The organism is Veillonella sp., from assembly GCF_032470285.1.
In the GTDB taxonomy this organism is placed as follows: Bacteria; Bacillota; Negativicutes; order Veillonellales; family Veillonellaceae; genus Veillonella.
The window spans coordinates 85,645-103,568 of record NZ_JAWEKP010000005.1 but is presented as its reverse complement, the minus strand read 5'-3'; the positions used below and the strand labels follow the sequence as shown (position 1 = coordinate 103,568).

16 protein-coding genes and 3 tRNA genes are annotated in these 17,924 nt (G+C 39.1%); 16 read left to right on the top strand and 3 right to left on the bottom strand.

Going from position 1 to position 17,924, the window contains the following annotated elements; all coding sequences use genetic code 11:
- Nucleotides 1-14: 14 nt before the first annotated feature.
- From purH to E7B10_RS07405, 9 genes are all read left to right on the top strand, one after another.
- Entirely contained in the window at nucleotides 15-1,544 is a 1,530-nt protein-coding gene (gene purH, locus E7B10_RS07445) for a bifunctional phosphoribosylaminoimidazolecarboxamide formyltransferase/IMP cyclohydrolase (RefSeq protein ID WP_287511236.1), read from the top strand.
- 145 nt (nucleotides 1,545-1,689) lie between these two features.
- Nucleotides 1,690-2,952 (top strand): phosphoribosylamine--glycine ligase, encoded by a 1,263-nt coding sequence (purD, locus tag E7B10_RS07440; RefSeq protein ID WP_287511235.1) that lies wholly within the window; start codon nucleotides 1,690-1,692, stop codon nucleotides 2,950-2,952.
- Between the two features lie 262 nt (nucleotides 2,953-3,214).
- Nucleotides 3,215-4,357: an isochorismate synthase gene (locus E7B10_RS07435; protein WP_287511233.1), complete on the top strand. Its 1,143-nt coding sequence runs from the start codon at nucleotides 3,215-3,217 to the stop codon at nucleotides 4,355-4,357.
- Nucleotides 4,358-4,397: 40 nt separating this feature from the next.
- Complete coding sequence (gene menD, locus E7B10_RS07430; RefSeq protein ID WP_287511232.1) at nucleotides 4,398-6,287, top strand: 2-succinyl-5-enolpyruvyl-6-hydroxy-3-cyclohexene-1-carboxylic-acid synthase; 1,890 nt, start codon at nucleotides 4,398-4,400, stop codon at nucleotides 6,285-6,287.
- Nucleotides 6,284-7,144 (top strand): 2-succinyl-6-hydroxy-2,4-cyclohexadiene-1-carboxylate synthase, encoded by an 861-nt coding sequence (gene menH / locus E7B10_RS07425; protein WP_118091010.1) that lies wholly within the window; start codon nucleotides 6,284-6,286, stop codon nucleotides 7,142-7,144. The genes menD and menH overlap by 4 nt, the downstream gene beginning before the upstream one ends.
- Before the next feature lie 4 nt (nucleotides 7,145-7,148).
- The gene (gene menB / locus E7B10_RS07420) at nucleotides 7,149-7,991 is read left to right on the top strand and encodes a 1,4-dihydroxy-2-naphthoyl-CoA synthase (protein WP_004693709.1); all 843 of its coding nucleotides are present in this window, start codon (nucleotides 7,149-7,151) and stop codon (nucleotides 7,989-7,991) included.
- Between the two features lie 216 nt (nucleotides 7,992-8,207).
- Nucleotides 8,208-9,692 (top strand): o-succinylbenzoate--CoA ligase, encoded by a 1,485-nt coding sequence (gene menE / locus E7B10_RS07415; RefSeq protein WP_287507059.1) that lies wholly within the window; start codon nucleotides 8,208-8,210, stop codon nucleotides 9,690-9,692.
- A gap of 7 nt (nucleotides 9,693-9,699) precedes the next feature.
- Complete coding sequence (gene menC / locus E7B10_RS07410; RefSeq protein ID WP_012863940.1) at nucleotides 9,700-10,851, top strand: o-succinylbenzoate synthase; 1,152 nt, start codon at nucleotides 9,700-9,702, stop codon at nucleotides 10,849-10,851.
- Complete coding sequence (locus E7B10_RS07405) at nucleotides 10,848-11,225, top strand: PaaI family thioesterase (protein WP_012863941.1); 378 nt, start codon at nucleotides 10,848-10,850, stop codon at nucleotides 11,223-11,225. Before menC ends, E7B10_RS07405 begins: the two co-directional genes overlap by 4 nt.
- 237 nt (nucleotides 11,226-11,462) lie before the next feature.
- On the opposite strand, the gene E7B10_RS07400 is transcribed toward E7B10_RS07405, so the two are convergent.
- Complete coding sequence (locus E7B10_RS07400) at nucleotides 11,463-12,083, bottom strand: DUF2939 domain-containing protein (protein WP_215676311.1); 621 nt, start codon at nucleotides 12,081-12,083, stop codon at nucleotides 11,463-11,465.
- 335 nt (nucleotides 12,084-12,418) lie between these two features.
- Between E7B10_RS07400 and E7B10_RS07395 the strand changes: the two genes are divergently transcribed.
- The 4 genes from E7B10_RS07395 to E7B10_RS07380 all read left to right on the top strand — a co-directional run bounded on the left by E7B10_RS07395 (nucleotide 12,419) and on the right by E7B10_RS07380 (nucleotide 13,514).
- Nucleotides 12,419-12,494: transfer RNA gene (locus tag E7B10_RS07395), tRNA-Asp, on the top strand.
- A gap of 21 nt (nucleotides 12,495-12,515) precedes the next feature.
- Nucleotides 12,516-12,591, top strand: a tRNA-Phe gene (locus tag E7B10_RS07390).
- A gap of 12 nt (nucleotides 12,592-12,603) precedes the next feature.
- Nucleotides 12,604-12,689: transfer RNA gene (locus E7B10_RS07385), tRNA-Leu, on the top strand.
- Between the two features lie 183 nt (nucleotides 12,690-12,872).
- Nucleotides 12,873-13,514 carry a hypothetical protein gene (locus E7B10_RS07380; protein WP_008602791.1) on the top strand — a complete coding sequence of 214 codons (642 nt, stop codon included), beginning with the start codon at nucleotides 12,873-12,875 and terminating at the stop codon, nucleotides 13,512-13,514.
- A gap of 110 nt (nucleotides 13,515-13,624) precedes the next feature.
- Here E7B10_RS07380 and E7B10_RS07375 read toward each other — a convergent pair whose 3' ends face one another.
- Nucleotides 13,625-14,998, bottom strand: coding sequence for a phosphoglycerate transporter PgtP (locus tag E7B10_RS07375; RefSeq protein ID WP_004693689.1), 1,374 nt, complete (start codon nucleotides 14,996-14,998; stop codon nucleotides 13,625-13,627).
- Between the two features lie 212 nt (nucleotides 14,999-15,210).
- Between E7B10_RS07375 and E7B10_RS07370 the strand changes: the two genes are divergently transcribed.
- Nucleotides 15,211-15,423, top strand: coding sequence for a hypothetical protein (locus E7B10_RS07370; RefSeq protein ID WP_008602789.1), 213 nt, complete (start codon nucleotides 15,211-15,213; stop codon nucleotides 15,421-15,423).
- A 101-nt stretch (nucleotides 15,424-15,524) separates the two neighbouring features.
- On the opposite strand, the gene E7B10_RS07365 is transcribed toward E7B10_RS07370, so the two are convergent.
- Nucleotides 15,525-16,316, bottom strand: coding sequence for a carbon-nitrogen family hydrolase (locus tag E7B10_RS07365; protein ID WP_004698326.1), 792 nt, complete (start codon nucleotides 16,314-16,316; stop codon nucleotides 15,525-15,527).
- A 169-nt stretch (nucleotides 16,317-16,485) separates the two neighbouring features.
- Between E7B10_RS07365 and E7B10_RS07360 the strand changes: the two genes are divergently transcribed.
- Both E7B10_RS07360 and E7B10_RS07355 read left to right on the top strand, forming a co-directional pair.
- Nucleotides 16,486-17,049 (top strand): nitroreductase family protein, encoded by a 564-nt coding sequence (locus tag E7B10_RS07360; protein WP_004698371.1) that lies wholly within the window; start codon nucleotides 16,486-16,488, stop codon nucleotides 17,047-17,049.
- Between the two features lie 68 nt (nucleotides 17,050-17,117).
- Nucleotides 17,118-17,921, top strand: a complete 804-nt coding sequence (locus E7B10_RS07355) for a polysaccharide deacetylase family protein (RefSeq protein ID WP_004693679.1) — start codon at nucleotides 17,118-17,120, stop codon at nucleotides 17,919-17,921.
- Nucleotides 17,922-17,924 lie beyond the last annotated feature (3 nt).

The following is a 17,924-nucleotide window of genomic DNA, read 5'->3' as shown; positions in this document are numbered from 1 at the left end:
AAGGAAGACGTTAGATGATTAAAAATGCATTACTTAGTGTTTCTGATAAAACAGGTATTGTAGACTTTGCGAAAGGTTTAGTTGATTTAGGGGTAACCATTTATTCCACAGGTGGGACCCTTAAAGCCATAACCGAAGCAGGTATTCCGGCAAAATCGGTAGAGTCTTTGACTGATTTTCCTGAAATGATGGATGGCCGCGTAAAGACATTACATCCTAAGGTGCATGGTGGTATTTTGGCGATCCGTGATAATGCGGAGCATCAACAAGCTATGGCAGAACATGGTATTGAACCAATCGACCTTGTTGTAGTCAATCTTTACCCGTTTCGCGAAACCATTGCAAAACCTAATGTATCCTTAGAAGAGGCCATCGAAAATATCGATATTGGTGGTCCTACGATGGTTCGTTCTGCAGCAAAGAATCATGCCTTTGTGGGTATCGTAGTAAATCCAAATCATTACGATGAAATCTTAGAGATGCTCAAGGATCAAGGTGAATTGACTAAGGAATATCGCTTTGGACTTGCCAAAGAAGCCTTTGCTCATACGGCGGCTTACGATGTGGCCATCGCTAATTATATGAGTGGAATCTTGAATGAAGGCCCTACACCTCCAGAATATTTGAGTGCTTATGAGAAGGTAACAGATCTTAGATATGGGGAAAATCCGCATCAACAAGCCGCATTCTATAAAGAAATTGGTACAGCTCATGGCATGGGGGCCTTGAAACAATTACATGGCAAAGAGCTTTCCTATAACAATATTGTAGACATGGAAGCGGCATGGAATATGGTATGGGAATTTACTGATCCAGCTGCATGTATCATTAAGCATACGAACCCATGTGGTGCAGCTACTGCAGCTACATTACATGATGCATATGTAAATGCTTATGAAGCGGACTCCGTATCTGCCTTTGGTGGCATCGTAGCCTTAAATCGTGAAGTAGATGCAAGTACAGCGGAGGAAATGAGCAAAATTTTCTTAGAAGTTATTATGGCACCTGCTTTCACAAAAGAAGCATTAGAAATCCTTGAAGCTAAGAAGAATATTCGCCTCATCGAGCTATCTAAGCCGGAATCTGGCCAAGTGACAGTGAAAAAGGTGTCTGGTGGTTTATTAGTGCAAACAGAAGACGATCTGGTAGAAGACCGCGCCAATTATAAAGTTGTTACGAAGGTACAACCGACAGAGGAACAATGGAAAGCTCTTGAATTTGCATGGAAACTCGTAAAACATGTAAAATCCAATGCGATTTTGATTTCTAATGAAAAGCGTACTCTTGGAGTTGGGGCCGGTCAAATGAATCGCGTAGGTTCTGCAAAAATTGCTCTTGAACAAGCCGGGGAAGCCGCTAAAGGCGCTGTATTAGCATCCGATGCATTCTTCCCATTTGGAGATACCGTAGAAACAGCGGCAAAGCATGGCATTGCAGCTATTATTCAACCAGGTGGCTCTATTCGCGACGAAGAGTCCATCAAAGCGGCTGATGAAGCGGGCATCGCTATGGTATTTACAAACATTCGTCACTTTAAACATTAACTAGTTAAGAATTTTAGCGGATTGTTAAGCACGATTAGGGCAAAATATCTATTGAACGGTCAACAATTATTGATGTTTGGAGTGGCCCCGTTATGTGTTTATATTATTATGAATTTGATGGCGTTTAGGCGCCGATGGAGGACTTATGAAAGTATGTGTAATCGGTAGCGGCGGCCGTGAACATGCATTGGCGTGGCGATTGTCCATCAGCCCTAGCGTAACAAAGGTATATGCTATTCCTGGTAGTGCGGCTATGTCAGATTGTGCAGAGCTAGTTGGCATCGATTGGCAACAAAGCGATCATTTAATTAGCTTTTTGAAAGATAATCAAGTTGATTTAGTTGTTGTTGGGCCTGAGGCTCCTTTAGTAGCGGGCTTAGCAGATGTACTTACTAAGGCGGGGATTCCAGTTTTTGGTCCATCCAAAGCAGCAGCTCAACTAGAGGGATCAAAGGTGTTTGCTAAAGACCTCATGAAAAAATACAATATTCCCACTGCTGCGTATGGTGTATTCCATAAGGTAGATGAAGCGAAAGCTTTTATTGCTCAAACAGGAGCTCCTATTGTTGTTAAAGCTGACGGATTGGCGGCAGGGAAGGGTGTTGTAGTAGCCATGACCATCGATGAAGCGAATGCAGCCGTAGAAGATATGCTCAGTGGTAATCGATTCGGTGATGCAGGCAGCACCGTTGTTATCGAAGAGTTTATGGAAGGCGAAGAGGCTAGTTTATTAGCTTTTGTAGATGGCAAGACCGTAGTTCCTATGATTGCCTCTCAAGATCATAAACGTATCTTTGATGGTGATAAAGGGCCTAATACAGGTGGCATGGGGACCTATGCACCGGCCCCCGTTCTTACAGATGCATTGCGGGACGCAGCGATGAAAACCATCTTAGAACCTATGGTAGCGGCTATGGAAAAAGAAGGCATGCCGTATGTAGGCTGCCTTTACGCGGGGCTTATGATTACTGACGAAGGTCCTAAGGTGGTAGAATTCAATGCGCGCTTTGGTGATCCTGAAACACAAGTTGTATTGCCGCTGCTCGATAGTGATTTAGGTGAGATTATGATGGCCTGTGCTAAGGGCACATTAACCTCTAATATGGTGAAATGGAAAGATTCCTCAGCGGCTTGCGTTATCCTTGCTTCTAAGGGCTATCCTGAAACTTCATCTAAGGGCGATGTCATCAGTGGGGATATTAAACAATATGACACAACCATTGTATTCCACTCTGGTACAAAGCTTGTTGGTGAAAATTATGTCACTAATGGCGGTCGTGTGCTTGGTGTTGTCGGACTTGGCAAAGACCTTAGAACGGCACTTGATAGAGCCTATGAACGTATAGAGCATATCGACTTTGAAGGCATGCAATATCGTACAGATATTGGGGCTAAGGCTTTTAAATAAAGTAACAACATTTTGAATATAATGAAAACCTCTACATTCATGCACGACGCATGCGGTGTAGAGGTTTTATTTTCTACCTTTTAACTGTTACCTATGATATAATAAATTAGATATAAAGAGGGCCCATCGACGTGTGATGGCGTTAGGCTCATCTCAAAAATTTGGAAACTTATTGATGACGCCTGACGTGTAGAAGTAAATCTTCTACACGTTAGGTGTTTTTACTATAGTCTATTTTATTTCTTAATAGTGATATACAACTATGATATATAATAAAGAACCGTTAGAACTGAATAGTCCGGTAGCCTTTTGGCTGAATTTTCCAAACGAAGAACGCGTATTTTGGGTGGATCGTCAAAGTGACCGCATCGTTGTAGGCGCTAAACGTTTGGCGACGGTCAAAGATGATGAAGCTCGCCATAATTACGCTTACGTGTTTTATGGAGATACTTTTTTTGAGAACTCTAAGGACCCTAAATGGGCTGGCATGGGTCATGAAATGATTGCTTTCACCCATTATTACATCGTAGAAAATGGGGAGTCTTTCTACTTGCACGCTGGTGAAAGCGTCCCTATTACGGATTTCGAGGTGCCTCGAGTTCGCCATAACTACAAGGAAACCAGTGATGATAAGGCTGCTTGGAATAGATTGATGAATGCTATTTCTGAAAGCATTAGTAGTGGTGAAATGACGAAGGTCGTTTCTTCTCGAGAGGTACAGTTTACTAGTAAAACACCATACAATGTAGCAAGTATTTTGGCAAATTTAGTAGATAATAATCCCAATTGCTTTATCTTTGGTTACGAAAAGAATGGACGTACCTTTGTGGGCGCATCGCCAGAGATTCTAGTTCGCCATCGAGGTAGTGAAATTCTTAGTTATGCTTTAGCGGGTACAGCTCCTAAACATGGACCAAATGCGTGGACTAAGGAACAACTGTTAACAGATAAGAAAAATCTCTTTGAACATAATATTGTGCGCGATCGTATCGTGAAAACAATGGAGACTATAACACCTGATGTTACCATAGGTGAAACGGGCATCATGGAGTTAGCTCATCTCTATCACTTGCGCACCATTATTACTGCTAAGGATAGCACAAAATCCCTCGTAGAATGGGCAAAGTTGCTCCATCCTACACCGGCTCTCGGTGGTGAACCGCGAGAAAAGGCGTTGGCATTGCTACAAAAGTACGAAGCTCATGAGCGCGGCATGTATGCAGCACCTTTTGGCTTTATGAAAGATATGGGGGACGGCATCGTCATCGTTGCTATTCGATCTGCCCTCATTATGGATAATGTTCTTTATGCCTATGCAGGATGTGGCGTCGTAGCCGATTCTGATGCGGATGAAGAGTACGCAGAAACTAATAATAAAATGCGCACCATTTTGGATGCGTTATAATAAATTTCCAAACCCTTAGGAATTGTTGAAAGGGAATATAATGAACGAATATATTGCTGCCTTGGTAGATGAGTTTTACCAACTCGGCGTCCGGAATGCTGTGTTTAGCCCTGGTTCTCGTTCTACGACGATGGCTATGCTTTTCACGGAGTATGAAGGCTTTGAAACATATATGAATATAGATGAGCGCTCTGCTAGCTTTATGGCACTTGGCATTGCAAAGGCTTATAAAGAACCAACTGTGTTAGTTTGTACATCTGGTTCGGCAGTGGCTCATTATTTGCCCGCTATTTTAGAGGCTCAATATAGTGGGGTACCTCTTATCGTATTGTCTGCTGATCGACCTCATACCTTGTTGCATGTAGGGGCTCCACAGACAGTAGATCAACAAAAGATTTTTGGTACAGCCGTAAACTATTACGAAGAATTAGCGGTGCCGCAAGAGGACCATTACTACACATATCCACGCCAAGTAGCTCGCAAGGCGTATATGAAAGCTATGGACATCAAAAAGGGGCCAGTGCATATCAATGTACCGCTCTTTGAGCCATTAGTGCCTGAACTAGATCGTAAGCACTTTGAAGTGGGACGTAGTACTTACAAAGTGTTTAAACCTAATTACGGTGATGTATTCAGCTACCAGAATAGAAGTAATAATACAAGTAATGCAAGTAATACAAGTAATGCAAGTAATGCAAGTAATGTAAGTAATGTAAGTGACGTAAGTTATACTAAAAATACTACTGATAATAGTGCTAATAACGCTAATAACTTTAATCTATTGCTTGCACAGTATAAGAGAGTCCTTATTTTAGCTGGTCCACAAATTAATGTAGATGAAGTTGAGTCTATTCATTCCTTTGCGGAGAATTTACAAGCTCCTATCTTGGCGGACCCATTGTCTAATGTAAGACGCTGTCATAAGGCTGGTGCTATTGATGACAATCATGAAGTTGCTAGCAATCGTAGTAATGATACAAATATGACTCAGGATAAACAAGTCTCTGATGTTGTGATTTCCACATATGATGCATTTTTAGCGGATAAAGAATTATGGCCTGTACTAAAGCCGGATTGTGTGATTCAGTTTGGCCAAATCGTTGTGTCGAAACGGGTACAGCAAATGGTAGCAAGTTGGGATAATGTGGAGTATATTGAGGTAAATCCCACAATGGACTCTATGAATCCAACGGGGAAAACCACCATGCATATGCAAGCAAGCATAGATATGTTTACGCATTTGTTCGCTGTAAAGAACGAATCTAATGCATATCTTAATAGATGGCAACGTTTAGAAGTAGCTGGTAAAGCTCAACTAAGTACAGCCATAGAAGAACCAAGTTCTTTTGAAGGTCGCACGATACGCGAGTTGCAACAGCATATTCCTGATAATAGCCAAGTGCTAGTGGCAAATAGTATGACCATTCGCGACTTTGATTACTTCTGGTTCTCTGGTGAGTCCGATGCCGTTCTTTACGGTAATCGTGGTGTTAATGGTATCGATGGCACCGTTTCAACTGCACTAGGTCTTGCCACAAATGGTAAGTCTACATATCTTGTAACGGGAGATTTGTCTTTGTTCCATGATCTAAACGGCTTAGCGGTCGCTAAAACGCAAAATCTAAATTTGACGATTATTTTGCATAATAACGATGGAGGCGGTATTTTTGAATATTTACCGCAAAAGGGAACAAAGCATTTTGATTATTTGTTCTCTACGTCACAAGGCTTAGATTATAGTGGAGCAGCTAAATTATATGGCTGTGGTTATACTAAGATTATTAATCCTGATGAATTGAGTCGTGTATTAGCTAAAGTTAGCACGGAATCTGGCGTTCATATCATTGAAATACCTACAGACCGGGAATATAGTCGACAGTTACATAAGAAATATACAAAAGTTTCAGTTGATATGGAGGCATTACTATGAGTCAGTATTTTTGCAGTATTGTAGATAATGCTTTATGTAATCCAGCTCAGCGTATGTATTTTGACTTGGGCGAGTACCGCTACGGTTTGACTGTGGTAGGTGAAGGGGAACCTATTGTATGTTTACACGGCTTCTCTGAATCGAGCTATACTTGGGATGCTATTAATCTGCCGGGGTATCGCGTGGTCCGTATCGATTTGATCGGCCATGGTGATTCAGATATTCCTGATGAGGATAAGGCCTATACCATTCCTCAAATGATAGAGGACTTGCATACAGTTATCTATCATATGGTTGGTGAAAGCTATTACCTCATGGGCTATTCCATGGGTGCTCGTATTGCACTTTCCTATGCGTTGGAGTATGAACGTGAAATCAAAGGTCTCATTCTTGAAAGTGGCTCGGTAGGCATCGCTTCTGATGCTGAGCGAGCAAAACGCCGCAAGGCGGATGAAGACTTAGCAGTTAATATCGAAGAACATGATGGTGCTTGGTTTGCTACACGATGGGCGGAGGTTCCTATTTTTGAAAGTCAAAAACAACTTTCAGAAGGGGTAGAGGAATTAATCTATCTACGTCGATCCAATAATAGTACGTACGCATTAGCTTGTACGTTGCGTGGCTCAGGGCAGGGCGTAATGCCTTATGTAGGGGATAAATTAGAAAAATTTTCTGTTAAAGGTTTATATGTGAGTGGCGCATTAGATACAAAATATACTACAATAGGAAGAGATGTATTTGGCAAGTTGCCAAGTTTTAATCATGTCATCGTTGAAGGGGCGGGGCATAATGTACATATAGAAAAACCGCAGATTTTTGAACAAGCGGTATTGGATTTTTTACAGAAGAAAGGTTAAGTCCATGAGCAAATTTGATTGGAAAGTATTGGATCGTAATTATGAAGATGTAATTTACGAAACATATAATGGCATTGCAAAGATTACTATTAACCGTCCAGAAGTGCGCAACGCGTTTCGTCCTAAAACGGTAATGGAGTTAATTGATGCTTTCACAGTAGCTCGTGAAGATAACGAAGTAGGCGTAATCGTATTGACTGGTGCTAACCACGGTAAGGGCGAAGATAAAGAGGCGTTTTGCTCTGGTGGTGACCAAAGCGTACGTGGTCACGGTGGTTATGTAGGTGAAGACAATGTGCCTCGCTTGAACGTTCTCGATTTACAACGCTTAATTCGCGTCATCCCTAAACCTGTTATTGCAATGGTTAATGGTTATGCTATCGGTGGCGGTCATGTGTTACACATCGTATGTGACCTTACAATCGCTTCTGAAAATGCTAAGTTCGGTCAAACTGGTCCTCGTGTAGGCTCCTTCGACGCTGGTTATGGCGCAGGTTACTTGGCTCGTATGATCGGTCACAAACGCGCTCGCGAAGTATGGTTCTTGTGCCGTCAATACACAGCAGCTCAAGCGTATGAAATGGGTATGGTTAATACTGTGGTACCATTTGACAAATTGGAAGAAGAAACAGTTCAATGGTGTAGCGAAATCCTTGAATTATCTCCAATGGCATTGCGCATGTTGAAAGGCGCTTTCAATGCCGATACAGATGGCCTTGCAGGGTTACAACAATTCGCAGGAGACGCTACATTGATGTACTACACAATCGATGAAGCTAAAGAAGGTCGCGACGCGTTCAAGGAAAAACGCAAACCTAACTTCAAACAATTCCCTAAATTCCCTTAATCGGGAGTCGATACAGTCCTATATGACGGACTATATTAACGGTTAAAACGACAAGTGCGCCTCTACATGAGGCGCCTTTCTTGTAATATCTCTTTACTTATCATATTTCAATTATTATTTTTTAGTTATTATTTACTATTTACTATTTACTATTTACTGGTAATTGGTAATTAGTGATTACTTATTAGTGATTAAGTTTAGATACGAGGTGAGATAATGGAGTGGTTACGTTATGGTGCACAGCACTACCCTAATCGTAAATGTATAAATGAATATACTTATAACGATATATATCGTGGTGTACTCCATGTAGCTCGTAATTTAGTGCCTTTAGATGCACCTCGTGTGGCTATCTTATCTGATAACTCTGTGACCATGGCAATGTATGTGTTGGCTGCTATGCTAGTTCATAAAGAGGTACTTCTACTCAATGTACATCTTAAGCCAAAGGAAATAGAAAACCAATTGGATCAATTAGGTGTTACCACCGTACTACATAGTAAAGAACGACGTAATCAATTGCCCGATACTATCGAAACTCAAGTATTAAATTTAGTTGAACCTATAGCATCAGATTCTATTGAAAATCAATTATCTCATTTCGTTGATTCGAAGGCGGCTTCTAATCCAATTGTTACAATTGAGTTTGAAACTCTAGAAAGAATTCTATCGGATTTAGCGGTCGAGGACTCCTTTGATTGGGTCTTTGTGGACACAGACATAGCTGCTATCATGAATACGAGCGCTACTACGGGGCAATTTAAGTCTGTACCGCTTCGATGGGGGCAAATTAAAGCTCATGTACAAGCTTCTCAAGAGGTACTAGGAAAAACGGAGCAGGATAATTGGCTAATGGTACTGCCTCTGTTTCATGTAAGTGGTTTATCTATCTTGATGAGGTCTCTTTACAACGGGACGGCTGTCACTATTTTACCTAAATATGATGAAGCTCAAGTTCTAAAACTCATAGAATCTGAGCAAATCAATATGATGTCCTTAGTGCCCACTATTTTGACTCAATTAGAGCCACATATTACGCACCATGCATTACGTGTTATATTGCTCGGTGGAGAATTCATTCCCATGGCTCTCATCGAAGCTTGTGAAAAGAAATCTTTGCCTATCTATAAGACCTACGGTATGACGGAAACCTTTAGTCAAAGCGTGACCTTCTCGATATTGGAGTATCCTCATAAACGAGAATCTGTAGGTAAGCCATTGCCTGGCATGCAGGTTCGCATCGATAACCCTGATGCGGATGGGGTAGGCGAAATTCATTTGACGGGCCCGATGGTTATGTCTGGGTATATCAACAAGGAATCTATCGATGGAGACTTTAATACAGATGATATTGGTTACATCGATGAGGACGGTTTCATTTATATTTTGAATCGTCGTAAGGATCTCATCATTTCTGGGGGTGAAAATGTTTATCCTAAGGAGCTAGAGGATTTGGTCTATACGTTGCCATCGGTGAAGGAATGTGCCGTTGTGCCTGTACCTGATGCTAAATGGGGACAAGTGCCAGCCCTCTTTGTGGCCTTTCATGATGGTAAAAGTCTGCTACCAGAGGATATTCTAGCTTTTATGTCGAACTCTTTAGCGAAATATAAGGTTCCAAAATATGTAAAAGCATTAACCGCATTGCCTCGAAATGGAACTGGCAAAATATTGCGCAATGAATTGAAATTAGAAAACTGAGGCGCTTATGAATGATATTTTAAACTTTAAAAGTATAACTACATATCGCCTTAAATTGCCGCTGAACTTTAACTTCAAGACCGCCAAGGGGGAGGTAAAAGAGCGGGAAACCATCGTAATCCGTATCGAGGATCAACAAGGTTATGTAGGGTATGGGGAATGCGTAGCTTTCACAGAGCCATTCTATACATTTGAGACAGTAGAAACCTGTTGGAAAACCTTAGTAGATGATTATATCTTTAATCTGCGCTTGATGCGGCCTAAGCCGCTCATGACCTATGTACGACAATTACAGTTTTGGCTCAATCGAGATAATATGCCTATGGCCATTGCGGCTCTAGAAAATGCACTCATTCATCTTCATTGCGAACGAATAGGTGTAAACTCTGTTTCTTATATTATGGGACAAGCTTTACAAGATACTATTGAAAGTGGTGTCGTTGTCGGTGATGTACCAATAGACAAATTACTCGATATTGTAGAGTGCCATGTTACAAGTGGTTGTAAGCGGATTAAATTAAAGGTAAATCCTGTAGATGGTTATGAACGAGTAGCTTTAGTTCGCAAACATTATCCGGATTTAGTTTTAGCGGCTGATGCAAATCGAAGCTATTCGTATCAAGAAATCGATAAGGTGCGTCAGTATGATGATTTAGGTCTAGCTTGTATTGAAGAGCCCTTTGCGATGGCAAACCTTCAATCTTATAGAGATTGGAAGTGGGAATGTCTTAATGATGACGATTGGAAAATCTATACGCCAATTTGTTTAGATGAGTCCATTTTAGGATATGATGATCTGTCCTATGCTATTGAATATGACTTAATCGATGTGTTGAATGTAAAAGTAGGGCGAATGGGTGGTCTTATCCCAACAAAAGCGGCTATTAATCTATGTAGAGAACGTCATATTCCATATTGGATTGGTAGCATGGTAGAGTCAGGGGTTTCTAAAATGCTTCATGTTCAGCTATCCGCATTAGGAGATTCCTATATGGCAGGGGATTTATCTGACTCAAATAGATATTTTGGACAAGATCTTATTTTCCCAGATTTAACATTTAAAGATGGTGTTATGCATGTTCCCGATGGAGATGGACTAGGTGTAACAGTCTTTGATGATAGACTAGAGGCGTATTGTGTGGAGAAACGAACACTATGAATTTAATTGAATCCTTACAAATTGATGCTCCTCGTATGACGAGCGATACTACATGTATTGCAAAAATGAATTTAACTGAGTTTCACAAACAACCACAAGGCTATTTAAACGGTGGTGCTACATTAGCTTTTGCAGAAATTATTGCAGGTATGATGAGTAATGAACTGGTAGGTTCTCATAAATTTGGTGTAGGACAATCTGTAACTGCTAACCATCTACGCCCTGTAAAGTGTGAAGGATCCTTAACAGCGTTAGGAACTTTACTAGTAAAAGGCAAGACATCCCATGTGTGGCGCTTTGATATGATAGATGATGCACAACGCCTTATCTCACAAGTGACTGTAACCTTGGCTATTGTAGATTTTGATAGATAAAATCCCATTTTTAAAGGATTTAGTTATATTTGCTAATTAAGCTATGTATAATTTCGTCTTACATGAGAACTTACGATTGTTAAGATTATAGGATAATAAAAGGACAGTATATACCTTTCGGTAGATACTGTCCTTTGTTGGTTTTACAATGTAAATGGCTCGTCTAGAAAAACGACATAGATCTTTTTTACGTTTTCTAAGATCTGAAATTTAAAATGTTAGAAAAGACAAAGATATTTATTTTCTAGTGATAGTATATAGGTCTTCAATATTAGGAATATCGTAAATTACCCATGTTCCATCTCCTAAATGACGCATCAAAACTTTTATATCTTTTGTCATATTCTTTTTATTATTTTGTATCGTTACAGTCACAGTAGCCGTATCACCATTATCTTCTGACTTTAGGTTTTTAACCTCTACATCATGTTCCTTAAATAGGCGACCTTCTACAAGACGATCTACCATAGACTTATTATCATCATTTGCTGTAGTGGTATTATTGGTAGGCGATTCAGATTTAAAGCTATCAGGATCTTCGATATATGTCCGTATTACGTCTTCGATAAGAGCCGGTCCAAATGTTTTGGTAGCTGCTATTGTAGCTTTACCAAGTGGGGTAGATGTATCGACATATTTATTGCCTTCTCGTTCTACAATGTTTTTTACAATGGATTTTATATCTACGTGGCGTAATGCTTCGTCTGCATCTTTATCTTGTACTGCTTGGTGAATGATTTTTAATGTGTAGGCTGGTGTATGTGGTACATACCATAAGAAGTACCATGCGGCGGCCATCGCTCCTACAATAGCTATGATAAGAGCGATAATAACACCTTTTGAATTGAACTTATTCATAGCGAATCCTTTCATATTTCTACAGAGGCATTTTCATACTGAATATATACATATTGTAGCATATTGAGTAAAGAATAGGATGATTTCTAGTAAAGGGTATACCTATTATAGCTTATAGAGAAAATTGTACTATTGCGAAAACTGACGAATTATGACGATAAAGGGTGGATTCGTGTAATATAATATAGAGATACTTTTATAAAAGCTATAAAATAACGATTATCAAATATAATCAATTATTTTCATAGATTTGTAATAATATTTTTTAAAAAAATAGTTGCATTGCTCTAAAATCCATGATATTATGTACAAGTAGTCAACGCGAGTTGATACGCGGCCCCGTGGTGTAGCGGTTAACATGTCGCCCTGTCACGGCGAAGATCGTCAGTTCAAATCTGATCGGGGTCGCCATTTTTTTTTACAAAAAATCATGCCTCGGTAGCTCAGTTGGTAGAGCAACGGACTGAAAATCCGTGTGTCGACAGTTCGATTCTGTCCTGAGGCACCATTTGTATTCCATGCGGTTGTGGTGGAATGGCAGACACGCCATCTTGAGGGGGTGGTGAGCTAACGCTCGTGCGGGTTCAAGTCCCGCCAACCGCACCAAATATAAGGACCTACAGTTTACTGTAGGTCTTTTTTTCGTTATTTTGATATTAAAATATATTTAATGAGTTTATCTTCTCCTTTTAAACCTGAGAAGTGTTGGCAGGTTTTCACAATCCGTGTACAATCATAGTAATTAGTAATATACATTTATATATATAGTTTTCAATATGAGAGAAGATTATGGTTTTTAATTATGGTGAGACGTTACGTATCCGAAGGGATCTATATACGATTTTAGGCAAGATACGCTATATTGATACTCATGGAAAAATTGGGTATGAGTATAAGTTAGTTAGACATAAGAATAATGCAGAGTTTTGGCTCAGTTGGGATAAGAAGCGAGATGCGTACCAGTTTTCCAAGTTGTGTGGAAAAGCACTACCAGCCGATATGAAACTCATAGATAGTGGTTATGAGATGGTAACGGGCACTTGGGGTGAGGTAGACGTAGGTACTACTGATACTGCTAAATATAAAGAGTATGAAAATGCTGATGGTACTGCTACGTTTTCTGTTCAAGAGTGGGCTTTTGAAACGGAATATTCAAAAGGCTTTTACATTAATAAAGAATACGTATCTGTCGAAAAGGATTCAGAGGTAACCGAGTCTATTCTAGATAAAATGGATACGATTAAGAAGCTAAAGTTCATAGGACCAATCGGTTGGATTTTGGGGAACTTACTACTTTATATGCCAATCTTTGATATAAAAATATTGAATGATGTACGGGATGTACTTACCTGGCCTTATATAGTAGCTGGGAGTATAGTCCTTGGTATCATTGTGGTTTGTGCTTTCATTATTTCCAGAACTATGCGTTGATGAAAACACATCGGTTATATAGGAGTCCCTTTCGTGGGGTAAATAAAAGGTCGTAACATGTATTTAATACATATTACGACCTTTTTACTATAGGATTTATTTGTTAGGGGTTAGCTATTAGCTTCAGCTGGTTGAAGTTGTTCAAGTTCAGCTTCTTTAGCATCTAATTCTTTGGCGCCAAAATGAGCCAATACACAGAATGTAATACAAAGAACACATGCTACTAATAAAAGATAGAAACCTGCATTCCAACCAAATTTATCTGCTAAAACACCAAATAGTGTTGTACCTAAGTTTGCACCAACAATGTAACTCATGAATCCACGAAGACCAACAGCAGAACCTACTGCAAATGGTGGTACAATATCCATAGTTTGTACTGAAGCTAAGAATTGAGGAATGTAGATTAAACAACCTACAATAGCAGCGAAGAAAGTAACCCATAAGAGAGACTCGCTTTGCCAATAACCAAATATACAGAAGAAGATAATACTTATAGCAATGATTGCAGGTGGCATGCGATAACCTTTAAAGAATTTATCGGAAATGTAACCTGCAAAAATAGTTGAAGGGATAGCCGCCCATTCAAAGAATAAAAAGGCAACAGACATTTCTGCTTTGGAGAAACCCTTTACTTGTAATAAATAAATTGGAAGCCAAGTAAGCATACCAAAGCGAATCATGTAAACAAAGGTGTCAACTAATGATACATACCAAGCGTTTTTATTTTTTAATACGTATTTTACAAAGATTTCTCTTGTGCTCATATGCGGTGCTTCAGAACTTCTGTGCGCCTTATGAGCTGTGTCGGCGATGATTTCACTTGTTGGTGGTAAGCCTTCACGTTCAGGGCTTTCTTTGATTAAGAAAGAAATGGCAATTGCTATGATAACTGCAATAAGCGCTGGTACACCATAACTCCCTAATTGCCAGTGATCTGTAGTAGTGAAATATAATGCGGCGGCTACGATTGGTGCTACGATACCACCACCGAGATTGTGTGAAATATTCCAGATAGCTCCATAACGGCCACGTTCCTGTTTTGGGTACCATTTAGCTAAGGTGATAAAGGATGGTCCTACACCAAATCCTTGGAAAAAGCCATTTAGTACTACTAAAACTAAGAAGAAGGCGAGACTATCGGCAAAGCTCATAAAGATATTGATAATTGCACAGCAAATGAGACCGAAAGCCATAAACTTGGCAGGACTTGCTTTGTCCGCAAGACTACTCATAAAGCCTTTACTTAAACCATAAGCGATAAGCATACCACTAGATAGCAAACCAATTTCTGTTTTGCTCATATGGAGGATATCTGATAAAAAGTGTGTTGATAAGGCAAAGTTATTACGAACAATATAGTACGCAGCATAACCTATAAAAATACCAATTAATGATTGCAATCTATATTTATAATATAGATTCATAATCATGCTTTGTGGAACTGATGATTTTGCCTCTTTAGGTTGTAGAAATGAAAACATAGTTATTACCTTTCTTTCTTAATAACTAAATCCTATTGCATTGTTAATACTACCATTTCTATAGAATTCATGTAAATGATTTATGAGATAAAAATATTAATTTGTAACTTTAAATTGCTTATTATTAGCTGAAAATGTGTATAGAAAATATTTGAATTATAGACAAGTACTTCTTAATATATTAGATTAAATATATTGGGAGGTTATTATCTATGAAATATTTACGCCGTGAACTTAATCAAGTGGAAAAAGAATATGTAAAACAATTTGGTGAAGATTCTTTAAATCGTGTCATCCTTCATGATCCTGATACAAAGGATAAACAAGAGGTGCAAGATACTATTGATATTCTAAAAGAAGCAATTGCAAAAAATAAACCTCTAGAACAGGTTCCAGAGGATATGTGGAAGCTTATTGAGTTTTAATGTATATGAATTCCATACAATAAAAAGGCACATTGTTTTATGCGCAGACCATCTATAAATGAATTGTTTAAGATGGTAGTTAAAAACAATGTGCCTTTGTTTTATAGTTTGTAGAGTTCAGGTTTGCGATCTCTAAAAATGTTAATTTTATTGCGAATATCCTCTACTACGGTGAGGTCGATATCTACAGATGAGATGCCCTCCCTAGTGTCCATTTCGAGGAGGTTTGTACCCCATGGATCGTATACAGCGGAGTGACCAGTGCTTTGAACTCGACCTACTGTACCACAGCCGTTGACAGCACATAAGAAGAGTTGGTTTTCAATAGCTCGCACTTCGTTTAATACTTGCCAGTGGCGTAAACGCATAGTAGGCCATTGAGCAGGTACAAATAATAGCTCTGTATTTGATAATGCAGCCATTCTTACGAGCTCAGGGAAGCGAATGTCGTAACAGATAACCGTACTACAAGGAATGCCATCCAATTCAAAATGAGTGGTATGCGTACCGCTAGCGAAGTATTGGTCCTCTTTAGCAGGACTAAATCCGTGCATTTTGGAATACTCTCCTACGAGCTTGCCTTCACGGTTGTAAGCATAGGATGTATTAAATACTAAATCCTCTTTTGCTACGGCTACAGAACCGCCCACAATGTTTACATTGTGTTCTTTTGCGAATGTACTTAATAAAGCTTTTGTTCTTTCTCCATTTCTGTCAGAAATATTGATTAAATCCTTAGATGGATGAAATCCTGTATTCCATGTTTCGGGCAAGACGATAATGTCAGGCTTTTCTGATAGGGCTTGTGAAAGTAATTCTTGGACGCGCGCATAATTGTATTCCACTTCGTTTACATAGACGTCCATTTGTATAAGGCTTAAGCGTTTTTTCATAAGAAATCCTTTGTCTATTGGATAAGCATAATTTTAGAAATATGTATTATAATTAGAATATTAAAGCATTATTGAACGGATTACAATATAGCTCTAAATAATCGTAGAAGTTTTGAATGATTTTAGATACCGAAGATTTATATGAATTTAGATGTTATGGTGAAATATTATGGAATTAACAGAAGTTATAAACTCTCGTACTAGCGTACGTAAATATAAAGAAACTCAATCAGTAGGGGTCAACATAATTCAGGAGTTAGTATCTCTTGGTATGCGAGCTCCATCGCCTAAAAATCGTCAGCCCTGGCAGGTTATTCATGTGACGACAGTGGAGAAAGAACATTTTGTGAATTTAGGCTTTCAGGTGTTAGAGCAATATAAAGAACATAAGGAACATTTTGGTAGTTTAGAGATTAGTCTTAAGGCTATGCAAACTGCTAGTGACTTGCTATTTGTGTTTAATCCTTATGATCACTTGCCTGACTATACTCGCGTGTGGGAGAAAAGTGACTTACAAGCTATTGGCGCTTTTATAGAACATATTTTATTGGGGGCAAAAGCAATTGGGTTAGGTACACTATGGATGAATGATGTGTATTTTATGCAGTGTGAAAGCAAAACCTTTTTAAATATTCCTCACGATGTACAGGCAATCATTGCTATAGGTATTCCAGATGAAACTATGTATCCTAGACCTCGAAAATCGATTGATGAAGTACTAATAAAGCGTTAATTTTTACTATTCTTCATGGAAATGTTATAATATTCTGTATATAATTGTGTTCTAATAGAGGAGGACCTATGAAACGGATTCCGTTGGTAACACTGTTAGTTTTGGTATTGGCAATGGTTGTGGCAGGTTGTGGATTGCTTTCACAAAAAACAGAACCTACTAGTTCAGTACCGCCTGCAAAAGAAGTTAAGATGGTACATCCAACGGGTATTCCTGTTCTTATGTATCATAAAGTCGGCGACGACAAAGATAATGATGCAGTTATTCGGGAGGATTTGTTTAGAGAACAAATGAAGTTCCTCAAGGATAATGGCTATAATCCATTGACGATGGATCAATTGTATGATTATGTTGTAAATGGTGCTGCGGTGCCTGAAAAACCTGTTGTTTTAACCTTTGATGACGGTTATGCAGATACATATTCTATCGTATATCCAATTATGAAAGAATATGGATTCCCGGCGACTGTATTTATCAATCCTGGCGATGTTGGGACGCGTCTAACTTGGGATCAGGTGCGTGAAATGCACAAAAATGGTATTACTATTTCAAACCATGGTTTCCAACATATAGAAATGGGCCAATTGTCAGAAGCAAAACAAATTGAAAATATTACAAAGGCCCAAGAGGCACTTGCTAAAGAAGTAGGCATTAAGGATAATCCTTGGTTCTGCTATCCATATGGAGATAAAAATGAATTCACCGACTCAGCATCTAAGAAAGCTGGTATTAAAATGGGGATGGCTATGAAATCTGGCTGGGCTCATACTGGTGATAATCCATATAATATTTTGCGTGTTTGGGTAGGTAATGCGGTGGATATCAAGCATTTTGAAGAACGCATTAGCACTGAACATTTCACTGATTTATAAGGA

What these genes read in the sequence shown, in the direction of transcription:
- purH (WP_287511236.1), top strand. Translation starts at nt 15, where the DNA reads ATGATTAAAAATGCATTACTTAGTGTTTCTGATAAAACAGGTATTGTA.
- purD (WP_287511235.1), top strand. Translation starts at nt 1,690, where the DNA reads ATGAAAGTATGTGTAATCGGTAGCGGCGGCCGTGAACATGCATTGGCG.
- E7B10_RS07435 (WP_287511233.1), top strand. Translation starts at nt 3,215, where the DNA reads ATGATATATAATAAAGAACCGTTAGAACTGAATAGTCCGGTAGCCTTT.
- menD (WP_287511232.1), top strand. Translation starts at nt 4,398, where the DNA reads ATGAACGAATATATTGCTGCCTTGGTAGATGAGTTTTACCAACTCGGC.
- menH (WP_118091010.1), top strand. Translation starts at nt 6,284, where the DNA reads ATGAGTCAGTATTTTTGCAGTATTGTAGATAATGCTTTATGTAATCCA.
- menB (WP_004693709.1), top strand. Translation starts at nt 7,149, where the DNA reads ATGAGCAAATTTGATTGGAAAGTATTGGATCGTAATTATGAAGATGTA.
- menE (WP_287507059.1), top strand. Translation starts at nt 8,208, where the DNA reads ATGGAGTGGTTACGTTATGGTGCACAGCACTACCCTAATCGTAAATGT.
- menC (WP_012863940.1), top strand. Translation starts at nt 9,700, where the DNA reads ATGAATGATATTTTAAACTTTAAAAGTATAACTACATATCGCCTTAAA.
- E7B10_RS07405 (WP_012863941.1), top strand. Translation starts at nt 10,848, where the DNA reads ATGAATTTAATTGAATCCTTACAAATTGATGCTCCTCGTATGACGAGC.
- E7B10_RS07400 (WP_215676311.1), bottom strand. Translation starts at nt 12,083, where the DNA reads ATGAATAAGTTCAATTCAAAAGGTGTTATTATCGCTCTTATCATAGCT.
- E7B10_RS07380 (WP_008602791.1), top strand. Translation starts at nt 12,873, where the DNA reads ATGGTTTTTAATTATGGTGAGACGTTACGTATCCGAAGGGATCTATAT.
- E7B10_RS07375 (WP_004693689.1), bottom strand. Translation starts at nt 14,998, where the DNA reads ATGTTTTCATTTCTACAACCTAAAGAGGCAAAATCATCAGTTCCACAA.
- E7B10_RS07370 (WP_008602789.1), top strand. Translation starts at nt 15,211, where the DNA reads ATGAAATATTTACGCCGTGAACTTAATCAAGTGGAAAAAGAATATGTA.
- E7B10_RS07365 (WP_004698326.1), bottom strand. Translation starts at nt 16,316, where the DNA reads ATGAAAAAACGCTTAAGCCTTATACAAATGGACGTCTATGTAAACGAA.
- E7B10_RS07360 (WP_004698371.1), top strand. Translation starts at nt 16,486, where the DNA reads ATGGAATTAACAGAAGTTATAAACTCTCGTACTAGCGTACGTAAATAT.
- E7B10_RS07355 (WP_004693679.1), top strand. Translation starts at nt 17,118, where the DNA reads ATGAAACGGATTCCGTTGGTAACACTGTTAGTTTTGGTATTGGCAATG.